Origin of the sequence: Litoribacter ruber, from assembly GCF_018449405.1 — a bacterium.
Lineage (GTDB): Bacteria > Bacteroidota > Bacteroidia > Cytophagales > Cyclobacteriaceae > Litoribacter > Litoribacter ruber.
On record NZ_JAHCMY010000001.1, the window covers coordinates 562449 to 582640 of the forward strand.

Genomic DNA, 20192 nt, shown 5'->3' on the forward strand with positions numbered 1-20192 from the left:
TCAGACTTTAATTTGAACGAATCCTTATTTTTTACTAATATTATTGTTTAAATCTTCCCCGGAATTTTTTTATTTAATCCTCTAATCTTCAAGTTCTTCCACAACCCTCTCCGCCCAATACTTATAAATCTCCGCATCCGGGTGCAGCTTGTCGCTAACCACGGCAAGGGGGTAGTCGCGGTAGTGGGTGGTGATGTCGAGGAAGGTGATGCCGTGGCGTTCGGCGATGGTCTGTGCGGCGCGGTTGAAGCGGTCGATTTCCTGGGCCACTTTGGCCTTGTCTGTTTCTTTTTCGGTGGCAAAGGGCGTGATGCCCCAGTCTGGAATGGATAGGACGAGGACGTTTTCCTTCTTTCCTCCCGCAAAACCTATGGCCTGCTCGAGCAACTGCGTGAATTCCTCCCTGTAGTTGTCCAGGTCCATGCCCCTGTACTGGTTGTTTACCCCGATGAGCAAGGTGACCAAATCAAAGGTCTGCCCCTCTATATTGGCCTCGCTGATCCCTTTTTGGAGTTCATCGGTGGTCCAGCCGGTGGTGGCGATGATTTTTGGGTCCTCAAAATCGTAACCTTTTTCCCTTAGCATGGCCACGGCCTGGTTGGGGAATCTTTCGTGCTCTTCGACTCCTTCCCCAATGGTGTAAGAATCGCCTAATGCCAAGTATGTAAGTTTTTGCTCCATTTTCGGTTGGGTTGTAAGTACGGCCAAGCTTAAGGCCAAAAAGGTGAACAGGTGGATCATGACTGGAATAGCTTTTCGGTAAGCTGGAAGGTGCCCTCATCCGCATTCATTCGGGCTTTGGCGCCAATCGGTACGATGAATTGTTTGGGCACATGGCCGATCATGGCACCGCGGTAAGCGGGGATGTTGAGGGGTTTGATGTAATCGTCAAAAATGTCGTCCAGCGTCAGGGTGCCGTATCCGCCCGTGGGGCTGCAGTCGGTGCACTGACCAAAGACGAAGCCTTTGATCTGGCTGAGGGCGCCCATAAGCTTTAGGGTGCTCATCATGCGGTCCACCTTGTAAGGTTCCTCGCCGATGTCTTCGAGAAACAAGATTTTGTCGTGGAAATCCGGCAGATAGCCCGTTCCCGCCAAAGCGGTCAATACCGTCAGGTTGCCACCCACCAGTTCTCCTTCTACCTCACCGCTAGTAATGGTCTGGATACGGTTGTTTTTGACGATCAGCTCATCGCCTTTTTCCTGCTCGTTTTCAAACTTGTGCAGGGACTGGTTGAAAAACACTTCCTCAAACTGTCTTACATTAAAACTGTTCCAGCTGCCTGTGCCGTTGGGGCCGTGGAAGGTGATCAGGCCGGTTTTGGCATAGATCGCGTTGTGCAGCGCGGTAATGTCGCTGTAGCCCAAAATCGGTTTGGGGTTGCGTTTGATGTTTTCGTAATCGATCATGGGCAGGATCCTGGCCGCCCCGGATCCTCCGCGGATGCAGATGACGGCCTTCACTTGCTCATCGGCAAACATGCCGTTAAGGTCATTGGCCCGCTCGGCATCGGTCCCGGCGAGGTGCCCTCTTCGGTTCTGTAGGTTTTCGCCCATTTTGACCTCAAAACCCAATGCCTCCAGCGCCTCTTTGGCCAACTGAAACTGTATCCTTTCGGCCGTGGCCGCGGAAGGACTGATCAAGCCTACAATGTCGCCTTTTTGCAAAGGTTTGGGCAAAAGCTTCTGAACAGGGGAGGTGGATTTGATGGCCTTTTGCATCCCGAGGATGGGAAATAGGCTCATGGATAGTCCCAAGGACTTGAGGAAATTTCTTTTGTTCATGTGTGTTTAAAAGTTTTCCCGGATATAGACCATCACCTTTTCCATCTCTGCTCTCACCTTGCTGGCCTTGTAGGGGTAATTGTTGTTCATAAATGCAAAGGCATATAACTTGTCACTTTTTGTTCTGACTAATCCAACCAAGCTGTGGTTGTTGGAAATGGTGCCCGTTTTGCCAAACACATAAGGTTTGGGCGCATGGTAATTGTTTTTTAAGGTACCGCTCACACCGCCTTTGGGCAGCAGGTTGAACAGCATCTCGTCAGGCATTACCCTGTAGATTTTATCCATCAAAACCACCAGTGATCGGGGGGTCATCAGGTTGTGCCTGGACAACCCGGAGCCATCCACCCACAACAATTCGTCAGGAAGGTCAATTAAGTATGTTTTTTTGATATAATCAATGGCTCTTTCAGAATTAAGCTCCTGAAAGAGTTCATCAGAAATCATCAGCAGCAGGTGTTCGGCGATAAAATTATCGCTTTCCAGCATCATTTCTTTATACAGGGCCTCCGTACGGATCCCCTTGAGGCGCTGGTGGTCCTTCGGGAGCTTTTCCTTGGTGGGGATCACCATTTTGTTGAGTTCCGAACTGGCCAGTTGGGCAAAAGTCTGCTGGCTGGTCAGGAAGGGCACGTAGGTATTCATGCCGTTGTAGGTGCGGGGATTATAATAGAACTGGTTACTGTGAAATTCCCTTTGCACGTTTCGCACATCCCTGTCGCTGGTGGTGAGGTTTTGCCTAAATAGGGAAGGGCTGACTTCCGGCTTGTTGTTGCGGTTGATCACTTTGGCGACGTTGCCATAGATGGGGAAGGGTGATTTTTCGGCAGAGTAGGAGAAATAATAATCGTCCCATTGCCAGCCAAAACCAAATGCCTGGTCCTTCCAGTTGGCATCGGAGAAGTTGATTTTTTCATACTTGTCAAAAAACTCCCTTAATCTGGGCTGTTGGGGCAGGGCATGGTATTTCCAGCTTGGATCCCCGGTGCCCCAAACGGTGACTTCGTTGCCTTTGTTCACATACCTAAGAATGGTGGTGCTGTCCCCCAAAGTGATCAGGGAAGAAAAGAAGGTTACGAGCTTGGTAGTGGAGGCGGGGATGAAGTATAGGTGGCTGTTTTTTTCATAGACCGGCTGCTGGGTGTCCAGGTCATAGAGCATAAAACCGGTGAGGTGGTTGTTGAAGAAGGAGTCCTTGTTGAAATAGCTTTCCAGCTCCGCAGTCTTATCCCGAGAAGGTTGGGCAATTAGGCTGGAGACTTGTAGGAATAAAAGGAGCGTGATTGTACTAGGTACTAAGTACAAAGAACTAAGTAATCTGGGGCGGTGTACGTGCTTGCTATAAGTCTTTACTTCCATCTATTCAAAAAGCTTTTTGCTTTAACTTTAATCTCTTTGAAATCCATTCTTCAAGGATTTTATCTTTTTGCCACGAAAGCTATTGTGGCTTGCTGCAACTCCGCGAAACCCTGCCTGCGCAGGCCGGTCCGTGTCCCTTTATTTCCGCGAACATCACCCTTCGTACTTCGCCATTGCCACACATACCCAGCCAGCGATGAAGGCTACGCCGCCGAAGGGCGTGATGGCGCCAAGCCAGGTGATGCCTGTCAGGGACAGCACATACAGGGAACCGGAGAAAATAACGATGCCGGCCAAAAAGAGCCATGCGCTACGCTTGATCCATTTTTCCTGCAATTTCAATAACGACAGTATGCCCACCAATAACATTGCCAGGGCATGATAAAAGTGATATTTCACTCCCGTTTCAAAAGTCTCTGCCCGGCCCTGCATCTCCAGCATATCTGCCAATCCATGGGCCCCAAAGGCCCCGATCCCCACAGCCAGCGCCCCCAAAACGGCTCCTACTTGTATTATTCTTTCTTTATGCATTTTTTTTATATTATCCGGAATGATGTCGGTAGCCTATTTTTCTTTGATTGTCAGGACGGAAGACCGATGACCGAAGTAACATGATTCCGCAAAGATGCCTGCCTTGCCGGCGAGGCAGGCCTGCTTGCAGCAAAGGCAAGCTCTGTGCAACTCCATTTAAAACTCTGAGTAACTCCTCTGTGTCCCATTAAAATGTCAACCCCTCGCCCCGAAGATGGCGCTTCCGATCCGCACCATGGTGCTGCCTTCCTCCTGTGCGATGAGGTAATCCCCGCTCATGCCCATGGAAAGCTCCTCCATTTTCATGTTGGCGGGGAGTGGTAAGGTTTTCAATTTGTCAAACAGGCTTTTTAACCCCGAAAACTCCCTGCGGATCTGTTCCTCATTTTCTGTGAAGGTGGCCATTCCCATCAACCCCTTTATTTCCACATGCTCTAGAGTCTTCAGCTCCCCACTTTCTATTAGCTGGAGGAGCTCAGTCTCATCAAAGCCAAACTTGCTGTCCTCCTCCGCAATATGAACCTGTAGCAGGCAGGGGATAGTCCTTTCGGCCTTTTTGGCCTGTTTGTTGATTTCCTTGAGCAGCTTGAAGGAGTCCACGCCATGTATAAGATGGACAAAAGGGGCGATGTATTTGACCTTGTTGCGCTGTAGGTGGCCAATCATATGCCATCGGATGTCGGAGGGCAACTGGGGCTGTTTATCTACGAGTTCCTGTACTTTGTTTTCTCCAAAGTCCCGTATGCCAGCCTCATAGGCTTCCTGAAGGTCTTCTTTGGGTTTGGTCTTGCTTACAGCTACCAGTAGGCAGTCGGGGTTAATAAAAGTGTTTTTTATCTCCTGAAGGTTTTCTTTTATAGCCATTCTCCTAAATTTACACTCTCAAAGATACTGTTTAAGATTAGGACGGGCAATCCTCCGGCCTGCATTGTTTTAACATTAGCATATAAAATTATGGCGATATTAGGCACTTTATTGAAACGCGGCATCAGGTTGCGGGAATCCCTGGAACAGGAATACAGTTCCCCAATTGAGCTTCAGAAAAGAGAGCTGAAAAAACTGATGATCGCAGCCTCCAAAACGGAGTTTGGACGTCAGTACGGTTTTTCGGACAAACTCAAGGAGTTTAAGAAGAAGGGCAATACCTTCTATGAGGTGTTCAAACAGGATATGCCGATATTCGACTACAACAGGATGTATGACGAATGGTGGCACAAGTTGCAGGAAGGACAGAAGGACATCACATGGCCAGGGGCTATCAAGTATTTTGCCATGACTTCGGGCACCTCGGGAGCCTCCTCCAAATACATCCCTATCTCCTACGAAATGGTGAGGGCCATCCGGAAGACAGGTGTGCGCCAGATCCTTTCCCTGTCCAAATATGATCTGCCGGACAGGCTGTTCAACACCGGTATCCTGATGTTGGGAGGAAGCACGGATTTGGAGTTTAACGGCACCTATTTTTCCGGTGACCTGAGCGGGATCACGGCTGGCAAACTTCCTATATGGTTCCAGCGGTTTTATAAGCCGGGTTCCGAGATTGCCAAAAATAAAAACTGGGGTGATAAACTCGAAAGGATCGTGGACAACGCCCCCAACTGGGATATTGGGATCATTGTGGGGGTGCCTGCATGGTTGCAGATCTTGCTCGAGAAGATCATCGAGCGTTACAACTTGAAATCTATTCATGACATTTGGCCAAACCTCAAGATTTTTGTGCACGGAGGGGTGAGTTTTGAGCCTTACAAAAAAGGCTTTGAAAAGCTGTTGGATAGGCCGCTTATTTATATGGAAACCTACCTGGCGAGTGAGGGTTTTTTGGCCTTTCAGGCCCTGCCTGACCGCCGCTCAATGAGGCTAGTGCTCAATAATGGGATTTTCTATGAATTTATTCCTTTCAAGGATGAAAATTTTGACGAAAATGGGGAGGTAAAGCCGGATGCGCAAACCCTTTCCATTGACCAGCTCGAGGAGGGTAAGGAATATGCCATACTGATCAGCACCTGTGCCGGGGCTTGGCGTTATTTGATTGGGGATGTGATCAAGTTTGAATCTTTGGCGGAAGCCGAGATTGTGATCACCGGCAGGACCAAGCATTTTCTCAGCTTGTGTGGGGAACATCTTTCCGTGGACAATATGAACAGGGCCATTGAGCTGGCTTCAGAGGAATTGGATATCGATATCCGGGAATTTACGGTCATAGGTGTGCCACACGGGAGCCTATTTGCCCATCACTGGTATATTGGCAGCGATGATGAAGTGGATGCGGGGAGGTTGAGGAACATTATTGATGAGAAGCTGAAAAGTCTGAATGACGACTATATTACAGAGCGCCAGCATGCGTTGAAGGAAATTGAGGTGAAAGTGTTGCCTCAGGAGACCTTCATTGAATATATGCGGCAACAGGGCAAGGAAGGCGGGCAGAATAAATTCCCACGTGTGTTGAAAGGGGATAAGGCGGAGGCTTGGGTTGGCTTTTTGAAGGAGAAAGGGCTGGCATAAAATGAATGTAATAGAAGGAATTGGAATGGGGCTGGTGCTATCCCTTATCATCGGGCCCGTTTTTTTTGCCCTGATCCAAAGCAGCATTGAAAAAGGTTTCAGGTATGCCGTGGCGATGGCTGCCGGCATTTTGCTGAGTGATAGCCTTTATGTGTTGCTTACCTACTTTGGCGTATCCCTGATCACCAACAATCCGATGGTGGAGATGGTCTTGGGTTTTGTCGGTGGCGGTTTTTTGGTGGCTTTTGGGGTCCTGACTTTTATGAAGAAAGGCATGGGCCGACCAAACACCGGAGGTTTCCCCAAGAGTAAAAAGCGGCCCATGAAGCGGAAAGGCTTTGCCAAAGGCTTTTCCCTCAACGGCGTAAACCCTTTTGTGTTGCTCTTTTGGACTTCCATAGCGGGATTAGTGCATTTAAAGGATGGATTTGGAGCTCTTGACGTGGTGGGGTATTATTTGGGAATCCTGCTCACGGTGTTCCTGATAGACGTTCTCAAGGCCTACAGCGCTACCAAACTCCGCACCTTCATCACTCCGAAGATCATGCAGTTGCTCAACAAGGTTGTGGCAGTGGCACTGGTGGGCTTCGGAATCAGGCTGATTGTATTTGCTGCTGAGGCGGTATGAGGCTTCACGTAGGCAAATGGGTCACAAAGGGCACCAAGAAGAAGTCGCTCAAAGGCTTCTTCGCTTACTGATACCCCATCCGAAGAGCGCAGCTCAGAGGGAGGGGCACGATGGTAAGAACCTTTGTACCTAGTACTTGGTACCTGGTACTTTGTACCCATACGCAAGTACTAGGTACGAACAGATGAGATAAAAAGGCTTCTTCTCTGCAAAATGGGTGGCAAGTGTATGTATCCATCCATACCTCAAGTTCCATTGAGACGCACCATCTCCGCTAACTACCTAAAATCCACTCACTCCTGAACAAACGGTAATTACTAGGTACATAGTACATAGTACATAGTACATAGTACATAGTACATAGTACTTAAGTACACCCCTCTAATCCAACAAAAAGTTATTAAGAAAACTACTCTTCAGCATCATCCAAAAAAACAAGAATACAAAAGCCCACATCATGTATGCCCGATAGTAGTCCTGGGTTTCCTTGTATCTGTTTTCGATGATTTCGGCCTTTTCGAGTTCATCGATCTGGTCAAAGATCTGGTCTAGCGCATCGTCGTCGCCTGCTCTAAAGAACTGTCCGCTGCCTATTTGGGCAATCTCACGAAGGGTGGTCTCATCCAGGTAGCTTTCGATCATCTGGGGACGGCCGAAGAAATCCGTGCCGTAGGGCACCATCCCGTCTTTCCCCACTGCAATGGTGTATATCTTGATATCCAGGGCGGCGGCCAGCTGTGCGGCAAAAATGGGGTCCACATTCCCGGCATTATTGTCGCCGTCACTAAGCAGCACCATCACCTTGCTGGTACTTTCTGATTCCCTCATGCGGTTAGTGGCAGTTGCGAGGGCGCTTCCTATGGCTGTACCTTTGGCATCCATCATGTTGAAGGAAATGTCACTGATGGCGTCGGTGAGCATTTTGTGGTCGGTGGTGAGGGGAGAAAGGGAAAAAGCCTCTCCGGCAAAAACCACCATTCCGATCCGGTCACCTCGCCGGCCTTCTATAAATTCATTGGCTGTCTCCTTGGCGGCTTCCAATCTGTTTGGTTTAAAATCCTGCAGATCCATAGATTCAGAGATATCCAGCACCAGCATGATGTCAATACCTTCCGTGGACTGTTCCACCCGCTCATTGGTGCGTTGTGGGCGGGCCAAGGCGATGGCGATCATCCAGAGGGCCAGTAGGAAAAAGAAGGTGGGAATCAGCCTTAAATAAGTCCAAGGGTTGCTCTGGGCCACTCTCTTGGGAAGGGTAAGCTCCAAGGAAGGGTTTCTCAAAAACTTGATAAAAACCCTCAATAGCATCAATATAGGGATGATCCAAATCAGATGCAGCGCCCAGATGTTTTCCCACTCGAAGGAGCGCAAAGTTTCTGGGGTAAACCAATGCCATGAAAGCATGTCGCCTATACTATTTATGTTCATGGATCAGTTCAATTTTCTTAGTGTACATATTTCGGCAATCCGTTTTCAGGTTCTGACAGATGGCTGGCAGTTGCTCTGTTTTGCGGTCTGCATAGATGATAAGTTCGATGTTTCGCAGGTCATCCAAAATGCCATCACGGGGAAGGTCCATGGCCACCTCTGTGGAGGTCCATTCCTGATAGGGCCGGTTGGTCACCAGCTCAAGGTACCTTTTCCAGAGGCCCAGCACATTGTCGGCATGTGAGGCGGTGGGTTGGGAAATGAAAGTGGAAGTGACATTCTCCCATTTCTTTTCAAACCTGTTCCATCTCCTTTTTTCCAACCAGGCAAGCCAGTGGTTATAGATTTTATCCCCAAACACAAAATAGATCACAATACCCAGCACCAGGATGATGGACAGAGCGATATAGAAGTATGGATAGTTGAATTCCCTTTGGATCTTCTGGTAAGTATCGTTGTCTTTGAAGGCCGGTTCAGGCGGGATCTCAGATAAGGTTAGGATAAGGGCCAGCTGGTCATCTTCGGGGAAGTACTCGAGACTGTCATATTTCAACACCTCATACACCGGCATGGTAAAGTTCCGCACCGGATCCAGGGAGAAGTTGGAGAGGTAATAGATTACGCTATCCCTGGTGACGGTGTCACGGGTATCGGTGACAAAGGTTTTTCTGCCCAGGTATTCCATATCTTCAAACCGGAAGGAGGAATCGGGGAAAATGACCTGCTGCCTGGGGTGGTAGGTGGCCTTAAGCACGTACTCCACCCGTTCGCCGAGCTTGGCGGAATCCTTACGGAAATATCCCTCTACCTGCACATCCTGGGCGGACAGCATGTAAGGGAATAGAAAGGTGATGATGAATAAAAACGAATGCTGCTTACCCACGTTTCATGGTTTTATTTCGATACTTAAATAATTCTATCAAAGGCAAAACAATGTCCTGCTGGGTGTCAATGGATAGGTAATTTATTTGATGTCTTTTGCATAAGTCGCTGATAGCTTCTCTTTCATCGGTAAAGGTGGATGAGATTTTTTTAGAAAAGGTTCGGAAAGCGGTGTTTACCCAAGTGGTTTTGTCTTCCTCCTTGTCATAAATGGGGATGATGCCCAGGGAAGGAAGTTTGGTTTCCCGAGGGTCGGTTACCTGTATGGCCACCACGTCATGTTTTTCGCCCATGGCTTTCAAAGTCCTTTCGTAGCCCTCATCTATAAAATCCGAAATCACAATGATGATACTTCTTTTCTTGACCAAATTCAAGGTGTAGGTAAACATGGAATTGAGGTCGGTTTTCAGGGATTTATTTTCATGCTGAAAGATTGCGCGGATGAGTTTGACCCCATGGCGCTGGCCCTTCCCAGGGAGTACCACCTGTTCTTTTTGGTCACTGAAAGAAATCAGGCCTACCTGGCTTCCTTCATAGAGGGCGGCCAACGTGAGCACTCCGGCAATCTCTTTTCCGAGGTCAAGTTTCTTTCTGCCTTTTGCCCCAATATTTTGGGATCCACTGATGTCGAGCAGAAATATTACCGACTGATCTTTTTCTTCTTTAAAAGTTTTAACAAATGTTCCGTGCCCTTTTGCGGATACTTTCCATTCAATAGTCCTCACATCGTCTCCATACTGGTAGGGGCGGAGGTCATCAAATTCCAGACCTGCCCCTTTGAAAATAGACTTGTAATCCCCCTGTAAATGGTTGTTGGCCACTTTTCGGAGCATAATTTCATATTTTCTGAGCTTTTTAAGCAGGTGTTTCATTTGCTGTGTTTTTCCTGAGGCCTAAATTTAACGCACTCATTTGAATAATAAAACGTGTAGAAGGTAACATATTATTTAAATTCGTTTGAATTGGCTAATTTTGCAGTGTGAAAAAGTTGATAATATTTCTGGTTCTGTCGGTTTTTGCCCTTTCCTGCGGCAACGGTGACAGACCCAAACAGTTGTTGAATGAGGATCAGATGGTGGCCATCATGATGGACATCCACATGGTGGAGGGCATCGCCAGTTCGTTGCCCATTTCCTATGATTCCTCCAAAAAAGTGTACCCTTACCTGGAGCACCGGGTTTTTGAAAAACATGGGGTGCCGGATTCAGTTTACGTTGAAAACCTTCAGTATTACCTGCGTGATGCCGCCAAGATGGAGCAGCTCTATGCCAGGGTGATTGATTCTTTGACGGTCAAACAAAATATAGGAGAACAATAAAATATGCTATATCCCAAAAGCCTTGAGCATAAGATTGATTTTGACAAAATCAAAGATCACATCAAGGCCGAATGTACAAGCCCACTAGGGGTGGAGTTTGTTTCCAAGATTTCCTTTTCCAAGGACCCCAAATTGATACAAAAGCTTCTCGACCAAACCGAGGAGTTTAGGCAGATCATCATATCCGGTGAGATGTTTCCCGCTTCCAACTTCTTGAATATTTACCCTTTTCTGGAAAAAGCCAAGATTGAGGGGACCTTTCTATATGAGGATGAGTTTCATGACATCAAAATGTCATTGATCACCCTGAGGGAATGCACGGCATTTCTGGAAAAGTACCAGGAAGAATATCCGAATCTGTATCAGCTGGTAGGCATGGTGACTTTGGACAATACCCTGCTGAAGGCAATTGAGAAGGTGATTGATGAAAAAGGAAAGCTGAAAAACAATGCTTCCAAAGAATTGGCCTTGATCCGGTCGCAGATCCTTTATGAAGAAAACAGGTTGAGGAAGGTGCTGGATAGGATTTTCAGAGAAGCCAAATCCAAGGGGTATACGCCGGAGGATGCTTCGCTCACCATCAGGGGAGGAAGGATGGTGATGCCTGTTTTGGCTGAAAACAAGCGTAAGATTAAAGGTTTCGTACACGATGAATCCGCCACTGGTCAGACGGTGTACCTCGAACCTGCCGAGGTACTGGACATCAACAATGAACTCAAGGAATTGGAGTACATGGAGCGAAGGGAGATCACCAAGATCCTTACGCAACTTACCGATACCTTGCGGCCCTATATTCCAGACCTGAGAAAGGCTTTCCAGTTTCTAGGCATGGTGGATTTCATCCGGGCCAAGGCCAGGTTTGCCATTAAGGTGAATGCAAGCAAGCCCTCCTATGAAAAAGCCAAGGTGATCGAATGGTACAACGCCCGACACCCGCTATTGGAAATGGCTTTGGCCCAGCAAGGCAAAAAGATAACCCCGCTTAACATACAGCTTGACCATAACAAAAGGCTCCTAGTGATCTCTGGACCAAATGCCGGAGGTAAGTCGGTGACCTTAAAAACGGTATCCCTACTCCAATATATGGTGCAGTGTGGTCTACTGATCCCGGTGGATCCACATTCCAAGTTTAGCATTTTCAACAACCTGTTCATCGACATAGGAGATGAGCAGAATATAGAAAACGACTTGAGTACTTACAGCTCACACTTGATGAGCATGAAGTATTTTACCGAATTTGCCGACAAGAAGACCATATTCTTTATTGACGAATTTGGTACGGGTACCGAGCCGCAATTTGGCGGGGCCATCGCGGAGGCGATCCTGCTAGCCCTCAACCAAACGGGAGCGTATGGGATAGTGACTACCCACTACGGCAACCTCAAACAGGTGGCGGCCAAGCACCAGGGCATGGTCAATGGTGCCATGCGGTATGACGTGGATAAACTCGAGCCTCTCTACCAATTGGAGGTAGGCAAGCCTGGGAGTTCCTTTGCTTTGGAAATCGCCTCCAAAATCGGGATCCGCAAGGATATCATAGCAGAAGCCAAAGAGAAAATAGGGGAGGAGCGGGTGCGATATGACAAGCTTCTCAACAAGGTAGAAGCGGAAAAAAACAAGTATGACAAGCTCTTGCTGGAAACCCAGATGAAAGACCGTCTACTGACCAAACGGATGGAAGAGTACTCTCAGTTAAAGGAAACTTTAGAAAAGAACAAAAAGGAAATTGTGCAACAGGCCAAGGTGGAGGCCAAGCAACTGCTTGATCAAACCAACAGGCAAATAGAAGCCACTATCCGGGAGATCCGTGAAAGCAAGGCTGATAAGGAGGCCACCAAAAAGGCCAGAGCCACTCTCGAGCAGCACAAGCAGGAGGTGAAGCCTGAAAAGCAGAAAGTAGCCCAGGGGGCTGAGATTAAGGTGGTCGGAGGAGCTATTCAGCCTGGCGACCATGTGAGGCTGAAGGATAACGGGGCCGTTGCTGAGGTGATTTCGATCAAAAATAAGGATGTGGAAATCAGCATTGGGGAGCTAAAATCCAATGTGAAACTCAACAGGCTGGATAAGATCAGCAAAACTGAGGTAAAAAAAGAGAAGAAAGCCATTGCCAAGCGCATGTCCTATGACACCACGGCGGCCATGCGCGAGTTTAATGTCAACCTTGACTTGAGAGGCAAAAGGGGAGAAGAGATTCTGCCGATGGTCGAAAGATTTGTCGATGAGGGCTTCATGTTAGGCTTGAAGGATCTTCGGATCGTCCATGGCAAAGGAGATGGCATCTTGAGAGATATTACCAGAAACCTGTTGAGGCACATGGATAGTGTTTCCTCATTTGAAGACGAGCATGCCGATAGAGGGGGAGCTGGAGTGACGCTGGTGACGCTGAAGCAGTAAAAATAAGAAGTTCATCATTTGATCACTAAATAATGATGAATGATGAACTTCGAATAATGAATAATGAAGTAATGACCGCGTTAAGCCTACTCTGTCGTCAACTCAAACACATATGAACCTGCCACAGCATTGGTTCTTGCGTTGGGCATTGGGATGGAGAAGCTGAGTCGGAGGTTGTTTTGGTTGCGGGTGAATTGGATTTCTTCTCCGGAGGCGGGTTGATCGCCTGTCAATATCACCCGGTCAAGGTTGCTGCCTGCCAAGGACCAATTGCCTGAGGCATCAAAGATCCCCTGCCCATTTGAACTGCTATAGGTGCGGCTTTGGCCGGAAGCATTGAAGGTGATTGAAAAACCGTTGAACAAGTCCGTTTGGTTTGCCCCATCTTTTGTCACAGAGCCTCCTTGGGCCACCGTCCAAGTGGCTGATCCATCATCGGCCAGTTCTTCGGTTGCCAATTGTTCTGGGGTTTTTTGGTCTGGTTCGGGAGTTTCACTTCCGCAGGCAGATGCCGCAATCAAAATAGTTAAGGCTAAAAAGCCTTTTAGTAGATGCTTGATCATAAATACAAAATTGTTCTGCTGTAAATTTAACTAATCCCTTCAAAAATCAAAGCTGATTTTTAAGCTTGTAGTCTTCAATGGATATGGTTTGATCACAAAAATTGTATTCCCTTTCATCATTGGAGCAGATTATGGTAGTTTTCTGTAGGCCGAATTTTTTTACCATATCCAAATACCAATTCACCCCCCTCACATCCAGATTGGAGGTAGGCTCGTCCAAAAGCATCAGTGGGGAGTCGGAGAAAAAGCACACACCCAGTTTAAGCCGTTGCTTCATTCCGCTGGAAAAGAACTGGATCTGTTTGTTTTTATGCTCCTGAAGATACATCAATTCCAGCATTTTTTCGGTGGTCAAACCTTCAAGTTTGTTCTTGAATTTGAAATGGAAATCCAGAAACTCCACCAGGGTGAATTCTTCCGGAAGCTCGAGATAGGGGGCGCTCAGGGTAAGGTATTGGTAAAAATCTTCCTCGGTAATGGTTCGGTCGTTGGCCTGATAGGTGATTTTGCCTTCAGTGAGGGGAATAAGGCCTGAAAGGCACTTCAAAAAACTGGATTTTCCGGAGCCGTTGCTTCCGGTGATTGCTATTTTGCTGTGAGAAGGAAAAACCAGGCTGACATTTTTGAAAATCCAGTCGTATTGGAATCTCTTGGCAGCCTGGTCTAGCTGTATGCTGATCATATCAATTGAAATATCCCTTCATGACACCTCTCTCTGAAGTGCGGATAAAATTGACAATTTCGTCTCTTTCTTTGGTTGCCGGCAGGTTGATTTCAATTTCCTCCAGGGCCCTGCTGTTATTAAGACTGTTAAGGAAAAGATAGCGATAGACTTCCTGTATGTGGCTGATGGCCTCGCTGGAAAATCCTCTTCTTCTCAATCCTAAGGAATTTACACCCGCATAGCTAAGTGGCTCTCGGGCTGCCTTGGTAAAGGGTGGCACATCCTTTCTTACCAGTGATCCACCCGAAATCATAGAGTGCATGCCTATTTTGACAAATTGGTGTATGGCGCTGCTGCCGCCCACTATTGCCCAATCGTCAATAGTAACGTGCCCTGCCACCTGTACAGAGTTGGCGATGATCACATTGTCGCCCACAAAACAGTCATGGGCAATGTGAACATAGGCCATTATCAAGCAGTTAGAACCAACCTTGGTAGTCCTTTTGTCCAAAGTACCCCGGCTGATGGTGACGCACTCGCGAATGGTGGTGTTGTCACCAATTTCCACTGTAGAGTCCTCTCCCTGGAATTTAAGGTCTTGAGGAATGGCACAGATTACCGCGCCAGGGAAAATTTTGCAGTTTTTGCCAATCTTGGCTCCGGGGTAGATGGTTACATTTGACCCAATCCAAGTCCCTTCACCAATTTCAACATTTTCATGAATGCAGGTAAAAGGGTCTATGGTTACATTTTCTCCAATTACTGCACTTTCTTCTATATGCGCTAGCTTACTTATCATGCTTCTTTTCTTACGATACTTGCGGTCATGACGGCTTCACAGACCAATGTGTTGCCCACATATGCCTCGCCTTTCATTTTGGCTATACCTCTTCTGATCGGAGCCAAGAGCTCACATTTGAAAATCAGGGTATCACCAGGAAGTACCATCTTTCTAAATTTGCAACTTTCAATTCCTAAAAAGTAGGTCCAGTAATTTTCAGGGTCATCCACAGTGCTCAAAACAAGGATTCCCCCAGTCTGTGCCATGGCTTCCACTTGAAGTACTCCGGGCATCACCGGATTGTTTGGGAAATGCCCCATAAAGAACGGTTCGTTGATGGTCACGTTCTTCACACCGGCTACTACTGTATCGTCCAAATAAATGATTTTATCCAACAACTGGAAGGGATACCTGTGTGGCAATATATTGCTGATCTGATTGATGTCCAAAACAGGCGGAAGCTTTGGATCATAATGAGGGATGTGGCTAGGCCCGCTTTTCTCCATGGCTCTTTTCAGCTTTTTGGCAAAAGCCACATTGGCGGCATGGCCAGGTCGGGCCGCCAGAATCTGGGCCTTCAGAGGTCTTCCTACCAAAGCCAAATCCCCTACCACGTCCAAGAGTTTATGTCTGGCTGGCTCGTTTTTATAACGGAGCTCCACATTGTTCAAAATGCCTTCTTTTCGAACCTCAACCTTAGGTTTGTTAAACATTTTGGCCAAATTGGCCAATTCTGCTTCTTCCACCACGCGATCCACCACCACAATGGCATTGTTTAGATCGCCACCTTTAATCAGGTTCTGGTTATATAGCATCTCCAATTCATGCAAAAAGCAGAAAGTCCTACAAGAGGCAATCTCATTTTTGAATTGGCTGATGTCGGTAATGGAGGCGTGCTGGCTTCCCAAAACAGGGGAATTGTAATCCACCATTACGGTCACTCTATAGTCGTCGAGGGGCAGAGCTGCCATTTCCACTTCCCGCTCGGAATCTCTGTAATGGATACTTTCGGGAACTTCAAAGAATCTTCTCAAGGCATTCTGCTCTTGAAATCCTGCATCCTCCAAGATATTGATAAACTGGATGGAGCTGCCGTCCATGATAGGGGGCTCGGGGCCATCCAGCTGTATAAGTACATTGTCAATCTCAAGACCAACCAATGCTGCCAATACGTGCTCAACGGTGAAAACCCTAGCTCCGCCCTGCTCGAGGGTGGTACCGCGGGATACGTCCACTACATTGTCCACGTCCGCATCTATGATAGGCTGGCCTTCCAAGTCAGTCCTTTGGAACTTGTAGCCATGGTTTGGTGGGGCAGGGACAAAAGTCATGTTGGTGACTACTCCTGTGTGTAGGCCCACGCCTGACACGGATACTTGCTTTCCTATGGTATGCTGTTTTACTTTCATTCAGAATATTTCTTTTCGAAGGGTCGAAATTCTTTTGGAACAAGCTCCAAATTTATTGTTTTTTTTCTAGATCTTTCAATTTGTTTTGAAGCTCTGGCAATTTTCTAAAAACCGCGTAGGATTTCAGAAAGTCTTTGATGTCCATAGCCATGTAGCCCAAAAGGGTGTTGCCGGGCTTGGTGATAGACTTTGAAATCCCTGTATTTGCTCCAATTGTGGTGTTGTCGGCAATTTTCAAATGTCCAACAATCCCTGCTTTTCCGGCGATTATGCAGTTCTTTCCTATTTCGGTGGAACCAGAGATTCCAGCCTGGGCGGCAATTACCGTGTTTTCGCCGATTACCACATTATGGGCAATTTGCACAAGGTTGTCAATTTTCACGCCTTTTTTGACGATCGTTGACCCCATCGTGGCCCTGTCCAAGGTGGAGTTTGCCCCAATGCTTACATTGTCTTCCAATACCACGTTGCCGAGTTGGGGGATGTTTTTATAGGTGCCGTCAGCCTGTGGGGCAAAGCCAAAACCGTCGGCGCCAACTACCGCATTGGCGTGGACATCACAGTTGTTGCCGATCACACAGTCGTTGAGGATTCTTGCACCAGAGAAGATTTTACAGTTGTCGCCAATAGTCACATTGTCCCCAATAAATGCCTGGGGGTGGATTTTGGTGTTTTTTCCGATTTTGGTGTTTTTCCCGATATGGGAAAAAGCGCCGCGATAGCCATTTTCACCCATGGTACTGGTGGGGTCCATGTAGGAAGGTTGCTCTACGCCCAGCTTGTCTTCCTTGATCATCATTTCATAAGCTTCCAGCAATTGGGTAAAACCTATATAGGGATCTTCAACTTTGATCAGGGTGGTGTTATAATCCTTGGAAGGGCTAAAACTGTCGGCTACAATCACCGCACTTGCTTTGGTGGTATAAAGGTAGTTTTCGTATTTCAGGTTGGAAAGAAAACTGATTCCCCCGGGGCTGCCTTCTTGGATTTTGTCCAGTCTGCTTACCTTTTGAGAACCATCGCCTTCTACTTTGCCATTCAAAAGTTCAGCTACTTGACTGATGGTAAATTCCATGGATGTTAATTTTATGTTGGCTCAAAGTTAAATTTTTTTGGCTCGACAAGCGTAATACTTTTTTACAATTTTGCTCATAGCTTTGATGTTTGGTAAGTCAGCCGCTTGGGCCACATCGATCACCTGACCTTTTTTTGTGTAGATCAGGATGCTGTCTTTGGCCACATACGCATTGTTGCTGATGCTGCCATAAGAAAAGAAATAGGGGAGGTATGCTTCCGGAATGTCCAGTTTCTGGATGGTTTTCTTTTTCATTTCCTCTAGTTGCGATTTTTCAATAGGGGAGCTTACCAGGTCAACTTTGAAAAGGTTGCGTGTCAAAAACATGTTGGAAATAGTTTTGAGCACAAAGTCCTCATTGGACTTCCAAAGTTTTACAGCCCCCCAAATATCAAAATCATCAAGCTGGGTGAAAATATCAAGAAGCTCTTTGGAGTTTTGAAAATCCTCTACTGTATAATCGTATTTGAGCAAATGGATGAGTTCGTCGGTTCCATTAAGGTTAACGCCGGATTGCTGTACTTCTTTTGCCCGGCTGATTAAATTGATGAGCATTTTTTCCGCGCTCACGGTGGTTTTGTGCAGGTATACCTGCCAATACATTAGCCTTCTGGCACTTAGGAAATTTTCAATGCTGTAGATTCCTTTTTCCTCAATAACCAAGGCATCATCTTTGATGTTCATCATCTTGATAATCCTGTCCGCCCCGATGGTACCTTCGGAGACCCCAGTGAAGAAACAGTCACGTTGGAGGTAGTCCAAGCGGTCTATGTCCAGTTGGCTGGATACCAGTTGATGGAAAAACTTCCGCTCGTATCGCCCGGTAAAGATCTTGATGGCCAGTTCCAGCTGGTTGTTAAACTCCTTATTGAGCGCCTCAATGATCAGCAGGGAGAGTTTCTCATGGTGGATGTCCTTGAGCAGGCTAAATTCCAATGCATGGGAAAACGGCCCGTGGCCGATATCATGGAGCAAAATAGCAATAAGAGAAGCTTCATATTCCTCATTGCTGATTTCGTGGCCTTTATTTCGTAAATTGTCAAGAGTAATGCTCATCAGGTGCATGGCTCCCAAGGCATGGTGAAACCTGGTGTGCAGTGCCCCCGGATAAATGAAATCCGTCAAACCCAGCTGTTTGATTCTACGTAACCTTTGAAAGTAGGGGTGATCAATGATGGCGAAAATGAGCTCGCTGGGAATGGTTATAAAACCATAGACAGGATCGTTAAGTATTTTATGGCTGTTCAATGGCCTTTATTTTTTGTGAGTAATAACAAAAGTAATTATAATTTTAAAAGATATAAACCAAATAATATGCAAAAATTCAAAATCCTTTGGGCTGATGACGAAATTGATCTACTGAAACCCCATATCATGTTTTTGGAACAAAAAGGCTACGAGATTACCACCGTCAACAGCGGTGTGGATGCCGTGGAGAAAGTGGAGGAGAGCAATTTTGATGTGATCTTTTTGGACGAAATGATGCCTGGCATGACCGGTTTGGAAACCCTCCAGCAGGTCAAGATTTTGAAACCGCAAACACCCGTGGTGATGATCACCAAAAGTGAAGAGGAGCATATTATGGATGATGCCATCGGCGGAAAAATCGCCGATTACCTTATCAAACCTATTAACCCCAACCAGATCCTGCTTTCCGTCAAGAAGATCCTTCAGAATAAAAGATTGATCACTGAGAAAACAAACCTGAGTTATCAGCAGGATTTCAGGAATATCAGCATGGCTTACAATGATGCTATTGATCATGATGAGTGGGCCGATATTTATACCAAGCTGGTATATTGGGAACTGGAGATCGACAAGACGGAAAACAAGAGCATGCAGGAAGTGCTCGACACCCAAAAAACGGAGGCCAACGCCAACTTTGCCAAATTCATCAAGGAAAACTACCTTGATTGGCTCAATGAAAAAGGGATAGACAAACCCATTCTTTCCCATCAGGTGATGCGGGAAAAGGTTTTTCCGAAGCTTCAAGAAGGGAAACCCCTGTTTTTTATCGTTATTGATAACCTTCGTCTTGACCAGTGGGAGGTAATCGAACCTTTGCTTTCTACCCATTTTGTAGTGCAGAGCGATGAGACGTATTACAGTATTTTGCCCACCACTACGGCATATGCCAGAAATGCCCTATTTAGTGGTATGATGCCTATGGACATGGCAAGGTTCCATCCCGACCTGTGGGAAGGGGAGGATACCGATGAGGGCAAGAATAACCACGAAGAGGAGTTTTTGAATGAAAATATCAAGAGAAACAAGCTTAACATAAAGAGCAGTTACCATAAAATCCTACAGGCGCATCAGGGCAAGGCCGTGGTGGATGCTTTTCCCAATCTGATGAATAATGACCTGAACGTGTTGGTATACAATTTTGTGGACATGCTTTCGCACGCCCGAACGGACATGAAAATGATCCGTGAGCTGGCTCCGAACGAATCCGCATATAGGTCCCTAACGGAAAGCTGGTTTACCCATTCCTCCCTCTTTGAGCTGTTGAAGAAAATAAGCGATGCTGGAGCCGATGTAATTATTACCACTGATCACGGGACCAAAAGGGTGCACCGCCCTTACAAAATAATCGGTGATAGGACTGTAACGACCAACTTGCGATACAAGCAGGGGAAGAATCTAAATTTTGAATCCGGAAAGGTTTTCGAGATCAGAAAACCGGAAGATGCCAAGCTTCCGAAATTTAATGTTTCAACAAGTTATGTTTTTGCCGTAGAAGACTATTTCTTTGCATATCCTAATAATTACAATTATTATGTAAATTACTACAAGGACACCTTCCAGCATGGCGGCGTATCGCTTGAGGAAGTAATTGTGCCTTTGGTACATCTTTCACCGAAGAAATATTGA

The 20192-nt window shown here is 46.7% G+C and carries 19 protein-coding genes; 5 read left to right on the forward strand and 14 right to left on the reverse strand.

All coding sequences use genetic code 11. The features are described from left to right. Positions 1 to 81 precede the first annotated feature (81 nt). From KI659_RS02430 to KI659_RS02450, 5 genes are all read right to left on the reverse strand, one after another. Complete coding sequence (locus tag KI659_RS02430; protein ID WP_246535260.1) at positions 82 to 681, reverse strand: SGNH/GDSL hydrolase family protein; 600 nt, start codon at positions 679 to 681, stop codon at positions 82 to 84. A gap of 56 nt (positions 682 to 737) precedes the next feature. Continuing rightward, positions 738 to 1784 (reverse strand): S66 peptidase family protein, encoded by a 1047-nt coding sequence (locus tag KI659_RS02435; protein ID WP_213943744.1) that lies wholly within the window; start codon positions 1782 to 1784, stop codon positions 738 to 740. A gap of 6 nt (positions 1785 to 1790) precedes the next feature. Further along, the gene (locus tag KI659_RS02440) at positions 1791 to 3089 is read right to left on the reverse strand and encodes a D-alanyl-D-alanine carboxypeptidase/D-alanyl-D-alanine-endopeptidase (RefSeq protein WP_246535261.1); all 1299 of its coding nucleotides are present in this window, start codon (positions 3087 to 3089) and stop codon (positions 1791 to 1793) included. A gap of 207 nt (positions 3090 to 3296) precedes the next feature. Continuing rightward, positions 3297 to 3674 carry a DUF423 domain-containing protein gene (locus KI659_RS02445; RefSeq protein WP_213943746.1) on the reverse strand — a complete coding sequence of 126 codons (378 nt, stop codon included), beginning with the start codon at positions 3672 to 3674 and terminating at the stop codon, positions 3297 to 3299. Positions 3675 to 3869: 195 nt separating this feature from the next. Further along, complete coding sequence (locus KI659_RS02450; RefSeq protein WP_213943747.1) at positions 3870 to 4538, reverse strand: YggS family pyridoxal phosphate-dependent enzyme; 669 nt, start codon at positions 4536 to 4538, stop codon at positions 3870 to 3872. A gap of 90 nt (positions 4539 to 4628) precedes the next feature. Here KI659_RS02450 and KI659_RS02455 point away from each other — a divergent pair, with 90 nt between their 5' ends. After that, positions 4629 to 6176, forward strand: a complete 1548-nt coding sequence (locus KI659_RS02455) for a GH3 family domain-containing protein (protein ID WP_213943748.1) — start codon at positions 4629 to 4631, stop codon at positions 6174 to 6176. Between the two features lies 1 nt (position 6177). Then, positions 6178 to 6804, forward strand: coding sequence for a LysE family translocator (locus KI659_RS02460; RefSeq protein WP_213943749.1), 627 nt, complete (start codon positions 6178 to 6180; stop codon positions 6802 to 6804). Positions 6805 to 7185: 381 nt separating this feature from the next. Here the strand turns inward: KI659_RS02460 and KI659_RS02465 are convergent, their stop codons facing one another. The 3 genes from KI659_RS02465 to KI659_RS02475 are packed head-to-tail and all read right to left on the reverse strand — an operon-like array spanning position 7186 to position 9986. Beyond that, positions 7186 to 8232, reverse strand: a complete 1047-nt coding sequence (locus KI659_RS02465) for a vWA domain-containing protein (protein WP_213943750.1) — start codon at positions 8230 to 8232, stop codon at positions 7186 to 7188. Continuing rightward, positions 8219 to 9115, reverse strand: coding sequence for a hypothetical protein (locus KI659_RS02470; RefSeq protein ID WP_317195907.1), 897 nt, complete (start codon positions 9113 to 9115; stop codon positions 8219 to 8221). Before KI659_RS02470 ends, KI659_RS02465 begins: the two co-directional genes overlap by 14 nt. Then, on the reverse strand, positions 9108 to 9986 hold the full coding sequence (locus KI659_RS02475; protein ID WP_213943751.1) for a DUF58 domain-containing protein: 879 nt from the start codon (positions 9984 to 9986) through the stop codon (positions 9108 to 9110). The genes KI659_RS02470 and KI659_RS02475 overlap by 8 nt, the downstream gene beginning before the upstream one ends. Positions 9987 to 10093: 107 nt before the next feature. Here KI659_RS02475 and KI659_RS02480 point away from each other — a divergent pair, with 107 nt between their 5' ends. Then, positions 10094 to 10432, forward strand: a complete 339-nt coding sequence (locus KI659_RS02480) for a DUF4296 domain-containing protein (protein ID WP_213943752.1) — start codon at positions 10094 to 10096, stop codon at positions 10430 to 10432. Positions 10433 to 10435: 3 nt separating this feature from the next. Then, positions 10436 to 12826, forward strand: coding sequence for an endonuclease MutS2 (locus KI659_RS02485; RefSeq protein WP_213943753.1), 2391 nt, complete (start codon positions 10436 to 10438; stop codon positions 12824 to 12826). An 86-nt stretch (positions 12827 to 12912) separates the two neighbouring features. On the opposite strand, the gene KI659_RS02490 is transcribed toward KI659_RS02485, so the two are convergent. The 6 genes from KI659_RS02490 to KI659_RS02515 are packed head-to-tail and all read right to left on the reverse strand — an operon-like array spanning position 12913 to position 18566. Beyond that, positions 12913 to 13389, reverse strand: a complete 477-nt coding sequence (locus KI659_RS02490) for a hypothetical protein (RefSeq protein WP_246535262.1) — start codon at positions 13387 to 13389, stop codon at positions 12913 to 12915. A 46-nt stretch (positions 13390 to 13435) separates the two neighbouring features. Then, positions 13436 to 14071, reverse strand: coding sequence for an ABC transporter ATP-binding protein (locus tag KI659_RS02495; RefSeq protein ID WP_213943754.1), 636 nt, complete (start codon positions 14069 to 14071; stop codon positions 13436 to 13438). Between the two features lies 1 nt (position 14072). After that, the gene (gene lpxA, locus KI659_RS02500; protein ID WP_213943755.1) at positions 14073 to 14852 is read right to left on the reverse strand and encodes an acyl-ACP--UDP-N-acetylglucosamine O-acyltransferase; all 780 of its coding nucleotides are present in this window, start codon (positions 14850 to 14852) and stop codon (positions 14073 to 14075) included. Then, the gene (locus KI659_RS02505; RefSeq protein WP_213943756.1) at positions 14849 to 16243 is read right to left on the reverse strand and encodes a bifunctional UDP-3-O-[3-hydroxymyristoyl] N-acetylglucosamine deacetylase/3-hydroxyacyl-ACP dehydratase; all 1395 of its coding nucleotides are present in this window, start codon (positions 16241 to 16243) and stop codon (positions 14849 to 14851) included. The genes lpxA and KI659_RS02505 overlap by 4 nt, the downstream gene beginning before the upstream one ends. A 52-nt stretch (positions 16244 to 16295) precedes the next feature. Next, positions 16296 to 17318: a UDP-3-O-(3-hydroxymyristoyl)glucosamine N-acyltransferase gene (gene lpxD / locus KI659_RS02510; RefSeq protein ID WP_213943757.1), complete on the reverse strand. Its 1023-nt coding sequence runs from the start codon at positions 17316 to 17318 to the stop codon at positions 16296 to 16298. Between the two features lie 27 nt (positions 17319 to 17345). Next, positions 17346 to 18566: an HD domain-containing protein gene (locus KI659_RS02515; RefSeq protein WP_213943758.1), complete on the reverse strand. Its 1221-nt coding sequence runs from the start codon at positions 18564 to 18566 to the stop codon at positions 17346 to 17348. Between the two features lie 66 nt (positions 18567 to 18632). Between KI659_RS02515 and porX the strand changes: the two genes are divergently transcribed. Further along, positions 18633 to 20192 carry a T9SS response regulator signal transducer PorX gene (gene porX / locus KI659_RS02520; RefSeq protein WP_213943759.1) on the forward strand — a complete coding sequence of 520 codons (1560 nt, stop codon included), beginning with the start codon at positions 18633 to 18635 and terminating at the stop codon, positions 20190 to 20192.